Raw genomic sequence first — 4,228 nt, 5'->3', positions numbered from 1 at the left:
ATACTCGACACACCGGGTGCGTCCGCGGGTAGGCACCCGTCGCCGCAGGGGCTCGTCGGCACCCAGTACGGCACCGCCGCGGTCATCAGCCGATCCCCGACTCGTGTGCGGCGGCCGCCGATCGCAGCCGTTCCAGATAGCGCTTGTTGGCGGAGTGAAGGCCCTGCAGCGCAACAAAATCGGCCACACCGAACTCGGGATCGTGAGCAGGTTCCCCGCAGATCATCGCGCCCATCCGCAAGTAACCACGGAGCAACGGTGGCATCGTCACGCGTTCCGGTGCGGCGATCTCGTCGAGCGTCAGACCCCCGAGGACCACCGGGTTTCGTGGGATCACCCGCCGCGACCCCGGACTGGCGTGCTTGTTCATCACGAAGTCACGGACGCCGCGAACATCGGCGCCGGCAATTGAATCGGGGCTCGGCAAGACGGGCACGGAGACGCAGCCCATCACCCACTCGTATCCGGTCAATTCGAGATAGTGCAGGATGCCCGACCACATCAGGCTCAGGACGGATCCGGTGCGGTGAGCGGGATCGACGCACGCGCGACCCATTTCGACGATCCTGTTCGCCACCGGATCGAGCGCGGAGATGTCGAATTCCGTTGCGGTGTAATACCCACCGGCCGCCGCAGCGGAATCCGGCGGCAGCATTCGGTAGCAGCCGACGTACTCCTCGGTGATGTTGTCGCGAACGAGAAGATGATCACAGAATTCGTCGAAGGCGTCGGCGTCGAGTTCGAACACCCCGGCCGAAGCGGGGAGGGAGAAGCCTGGCTCGGAGGCGAACACTCGGTATCGAAGGCGCTGCGCAGCGACACGATGCTCGCGGTCGGAGGAGACGATCAGGGAATATCTCGGCTGGGCGACCTCACGGCCGAGATTGTCACTCGCGGAGCGAAGGACTGACGTAATTGTCATGCGCAAGGTTTATCGAGCGCGAACGGCGTCTCGGTATCGACGAAGTGACATGCCGATGCAGGCCGGGTGAATAAAGCACTGTGCGCCTTTATCAACCGCGGGGGGTTGATAAAGGCGCACAGCAGTTTGTGCTTTTCAGCCCTTGTGGGACTTCACAGCTTCGGTGAGCTGCGGTGCGACGTTGAACAGGTCGCCCACGATGCCGAAGTCGGCGATCTCGAAGATGGGTGCCTCTTCGTCCTTGTTGACCGCGACGATGGTCTTGGACGTCTGCATGCCGGCACGGTGCTGGATGGCACCGGAAATGCCGAGCGCGATGTACAGCTGCGGGGAGACCGTCTTACCGGTCTGACCGACCTGGAACTGTCCGGGGTAGTAACCCGAGTCCACAGCGGCACGCGAAGCACCGACTGCAGCACCGAGGGAATCGGCCAGCTCTTCGACGACGGAGAACTTGTCCGCGCTGCCGACACCACGTCCACCGGAGACGACAACCGACGCCTCGGTGAGCTCCGGGCGGTCGCCGCCGACAATGGGCTCACGCGAGGTGACCTTGACGGCACTCTCGTCCTGAGCCGGAACCTCGACGGTGATCTGCTCGCCTGCGCCGGCCTGCGGAGCAGCCTCGACTGCGCCCGGACGAACCGAGTAGACCGGAACGTCGCCGTTGGCCTTGGCCTCGACGGTGAACGCGCCACCGAAGATGGAGTGGACGCCGGTGCCGTCAGCCTTGATCTCGATGACGTCGGTCAGCAATCCGGAGCCCAGACGTGCAGCCAGACGACCGGCAACCTCTTTGCCCTCGGTGCCGGCTGCGGTGATGACTGCTGCCGGGCTGGTGGACTCGACCAGAGCGGCGAGAACGTCGACCTTGGGGGTGACGAGGTAGCCGTCGATGTCGTCGGACTCGGCGACGTAGATCTTCTCGGCGCCGGCTGCTGCCAGAGCGTCGGCGAGCTTTGCTGCGGTGCCCGCGGGGCCGGCGACAACTGCCGACGGCTCACCGAGTGCGCGTGCAGCGGTGATGAGTTCGGTGCTGACCTTCTTCAGCGCACCCTCTGCGTGCTCTACGAGCACAAGTACTTCTGCCATGACTTAACTCTCCCTGAGTTCTTCTGCTGGATGTCTAGAAGGGCGCGATCAGATGACCTTGTTGCTGACGAGGTACGCGGCAATCTTGGTGCCACCGTCTCCCTCGTCGACGATGCGCTCACCAGCGGTACGGGGGGGCTTGGGGGTGGAGGACGTCACGGTGGTGCCGGCGTTGGCAACTCCGACGGTCTCCGGGTCGACTCCGAGGTCGGCCAGCGTGTAGACGAGAACTTCCTTCTTCTTCGCGGCCATGATGCCCTTGAAGGACGGGAAGCGCGGCTCGTTGATCTTCTCGGTGACCGAGACGATCGCGGGCAGCGAAGCCTCGAGGCCGAAGACGCCCTCGTCGGTCTCGCGCTCACCGGTGATCTTGCCGTCGGCGACGACGACCTTGCGCAGCTGCGTGAGCTGCGGGATGCCCAGGTACTCGGCGATGATGGCCGGAACAGCGCCGACGCGGCCGTCGGTGGCCTCGTTGCCGGCGATGATCAGGTCGGCAGGCTCGTCGTTCTCGAAGGTGATCTGTCCGAGAGCAGCAGCGAGCGTCCATGCGGTCTGGATCGCGTCGGAGCCGTGCAGTGCCGGGTCGTTGATGTGGACGGCCTTGTCGGCGCCCATCGAGAGAGCCTTGCGGATAGCGTCGGTGGCGCGGTCGGGACCTGCGGACAGCACCGTTACCTCACCGCCCTGAGCTTCCTTGATGAGGAGTGCTTCTTCGACGGAGCGCTCGTTGATCTCGTCGAGGACTGCGTCGGCGGCTTCACGGTCAAGCGTGTAGTCGCCGTCGGTCAGCTTGCGCTCGGACCATGTGTCGGGGACCTGCTTGATCAAAACAACGATATTCGTCATGGGTCTTCGTCGACCTCCTGTGTGTAATTCACCTGATAAATCGTCTGTGGTGCTCGCGCAGTCCGAGCGTCCGAAAAGAGAGTCCGACAGGTCTCCCTACGGGCGAATTTCTCGGTTCACGTCGGCTGTGCGTTAGATTACCCCACGTTAAGTTACCGGTGGGTAACTTAACGTGGAACCTCGTCCACCATAACGGCACGAACAGGAATTGACAGCAGTGATCTGGACCACGGCGAACACGTTCTACTCGGATGGCACTAATCTCGCACGGGTGAGTGAAACGAGTGTCAGCAACCACGAGGACGCACCCCTGCCCTTGACGGGCGAACGAACCGTGCCAGGAATCCCCGAGGAGAACTACTGGTTCCGACGCCACGAAGTGGTGTACCGCGCACTTCTGGAGCGCTGCACGGACCGCCGAGTCCTCGAGGCCGGTTCCGGAGAAGGCTACGGCGCCAACATGATTGCGGACGTCGCAACAAAGGTTACCGGCCTCGACTACGACATCTCCGCGGTCGAGCACGTCCGTGCCCGCTACCCCCGCGTCGAGATGCTCCACGGCAACCTCGCCGAGCTTCCACTGGCCGACAACTCGGTTGACGTCGTCGTCAACTTCCAGGTGATCGAGCACCTGTGGGATCAGGGTCAGTTCCTACGCGAATGCTTCCGAGTTCTCGCTCCCGGCGGTGAACTTCTCATCAGCACCCCCAACCGGATCACCTTCTCCCCCGGCCGCGACACGCCGCTCAACCCTTTCCACACTCGTGAGCTCAACGCCTCCGAAATGACCGAATTGCTCGAAGACGCCGGATTCCGCGTTCAGTTGATGACCGGCGTCCACCACGGTTCGCGCCTGAAGGAACTCGACGCCAAGCACGGCGGATCGTTCATCAATGCGCAGATCGACCGCGCGTTGGCCGGCGAGCCCTGGCCGGAAGATCTCACCCGCGACGTCGAGGGCATCACCGTCGACGACTTCAGCATCAGCGAACCCGACATCGACGACAGCCTCGACCTCGTCGCTATTGCCGTGAAGGAAACCGGCGAGTGAGTAACGCAACACCCGTCACCGAACCGGGGATGTTCGCCCTGGTTCTGCACTCCCATCTGCCGTGGCTCGCCAACCACGGCAGATGGCCAGTCGGCGAGGAATGGATCTACCAGTCCTGGGCTGCGTCGTACATTCCGCTCGCCGCCGCGCTACGACGCCTGGCCGACGAGGGCCGATCGCACCTGCTGACGCTGGGAATCACGCCCGTACTCGCGGCCCAGTTGGACGATCCCCACTGCCTCGCCGGGATGCATCACTGGCTCGGCAACTGGCAAATCCGCGCCCACGAGGCTGCCGGCATGCCGGACGCGGCG

Annotated in this window: 4 protein-coding genes and 1 pseudogene; 2 read left to right on the top strand and 3 right to left on the bottom strand. The window is 63.7% G+C overall.

Annotated features, from left to right (window positions below; genetic code table 11):
• Positions 1–85 precede the first annotated feature (85 nt).
• From YH3_RS26305 to YH3_RS26295, 3 genes are all read right to left on the bottom strand, one after another.
• Complete coding sequence (locus YH3_RS26305) at positions 86–922, bottom strand: GNAT family N-acetyltransferase (protein ID WP_003944707.1); 837 nt, start codon at positions 920–922, stop codon at positions 86–88.
• 135 nt (positions 923–1,057) lie between these two features.
• Entirely contained in the window at positions 1,058–2,014 is a 957-nt protein-coding gene (locus YH3_RS26300) for an electron transfer flavoprotein subunit alpha/FixB family protein (RefSeq protein ID WP_003944698.1), read from the bottom strand.
• Positions 2,015–2,062: 48 nt separating this feature from the next.
• Entirely contained in the window at positions 2,063–2,863 is an 801-nt protein-coding gene (locus tag YH3_RS26295) for an electron transfer flavoprotein subunit beta/FixA family protein (RefSeq protein ID WP_003944754.1), read from the bottom strand.
• Positions 2,864–3,134: 271 nt separating this feature from the next.
• Between YH3_RS26295 and YH3_RS26290 the strand changes: the two genes are divergently transcribed.
• Positions 3,135–3,914 (top strand): bifunctional 2-polyprenyl-6-hydroxyphenol methylase/3-demethylubiquinol 3-O-methyltransferase UbiG, encoded by a 780-nt coding sequence (locus tag YH3_RS26290; RefSeq protein ID WP_042451468.1) that lies wholly within the window; start codon positions 3,135–3,137, stop codon positions 3,912–3,914.
• A 29-nt stretch (positions 3,915–3,943) separates the two neighbouring features.
• Positions 3,944–4,228 (top strand): annotated as a pseudogene (locus YH3_RS36875) (1,4-alpha-glucan branching protein); the annotation flags it as partial.

The organism is Rhodococcus sp. YH3-3 (genome assembly GCF_001653035.1).
Classification (GTDB): Bacteria; Actinomycetota; Actinomycetes; order Mycobacteriales; family Mycobacteriaceae; genus Rhodococcus_F; species Rhodococcus_F qingshengii.
This window is presented reverse-complemented; position numbering and strand designations above follow the sequence as displayed.

Coding starts and splice junctions, on each gene's coding strand:
- YH3_RS26300 (WP_003944698.1), bottom strand. CDS start 2,014: ATGGCAGAAGTACTTGTGCTCGTAGAGCACGCAGAGGGTGCGCTGAAG.
- YH3_RS26305 (WP_003944707.1), bottom strand. CDS start 922: ATGACAATTACGTCAGTCCTTCGCTCCGCGAGTGACAATCTCGGCCGT.
- YH3_RS26295 (WP_003944754.1), bottom strand. CDS start 2,863: ATGACGAATATCGTTGTTTTGATCAAGCAGGTCCCCGACACATGGTCC.